This window comes from Nguyenibacter vanlangensis, assembly GCF_013376155.1.
In the GTDB taxonomy this organism is placed as follows: domain Bacteria; phylum Pseudomonadota; class Alphaproteobacteria; order Acetobacterales; family Acetobacteraceae; genus Gluconacetobacter; species Gluconacetobacter vanlangensis.
Genome location: NZ_JABXXP010000905.1, coordinates 1 through 969, shown reverse-complemented (window position 1 = coordinate 969; position 969 = coordinate 1). Strand labels below are relative to the sequence as shown.

The window sequence follows — 969 nt, the reverse complement described above, 5'->3', positions numbered from 1 at the left end:
CCAAGCCGCCGGCCGCGGCGCCGGCGGCGCCCGCCAATCCGAACCCGGTCGTCGCCAGCGTGAACGGCCAGGATATCCACCTGGACGACGTGCGCCAGGCGGCGGCCACCATGCCGGCCCAACTGCGCCAGCTTCCGCCGAACATGATCTTCCCGATGCTGCTGAACCAGTTGATCGACCAGAAGGCGATCCAGGCGGCGGCAACCCGATCGGGCCTGCAGAACCAGCCCGAGGTTCAGCAGCAGATGAACGCGGCGGCGGCCAACGCGCTGCAGAACGCCTATCTGTCGCAGCAGGTCACGCCCGGCCTGACCGATGCCGCGATCCAGGCTTATTACACGCAGAATTACGCGAACAAGAAGCCCGAGCCCGAGATCCATGCGCGCCATATCCTGGTGGCGACCGAGGCCCAGGCGCAGGATATCATCAAGCAATTGAAGGGCGGGGCCGATTTCGGCGCGCTGGCGGCCAAGCTGTCGACCGACAAGGCGTCGGCCAAGCAGAATGGCGGCGACCTGGGCTGGTTCAAGAAGGGCGACATGCTGCCGGCCTTCTCGGACGCCGCGTTCGCGATGAAGCCGCACAGCTTCAGCCAGGTCCCTGTCCATACACAATATGGCTGGCATGTCATCCAAGTGCTGGACACGCGCACCGCCTCCGTGCCCAAACTGGCCGACGTGCGGGATGAAATCCGCCAGAAGCTGATCCAGCAGGGTGTCCGCGATGCGGTCGAGAAGGCCGTGGCGGCGGTGAAGGTCGTCCGTTACGACCCCACCGGCAAGCCGATCCCGGCCACGCCGGCGGCGCCCGCGACGAAGTAAGACGACGCAAGCCGGGCGGGCGGCCCGGTGGTTTTCCATCCGCCCACAGCCGCCCGCCCCAGCCGGGGCGGGCCGGCAGGATCGCCCCGAAGCCGCGCAGAAAGAAGACCGGACCGATGGCTCAATCCCTTCCCCATTCTCCATTAGC

General features: G+C 67.2%; 1 protein-coding gene. It reads left to right on the top strand.

Annotation, left to right across the window (positions count from 1 at the left end):
- Window positions 1-821: peptidylprolyl isomerase (locus HUK84_RS20050; protein ID WP_176641768.1), on the top strand; the 821-nt coding region annotated here is incomplete at its 5' end.
- Window positions 822-969 lie beyond the last annotated feature (148 nt).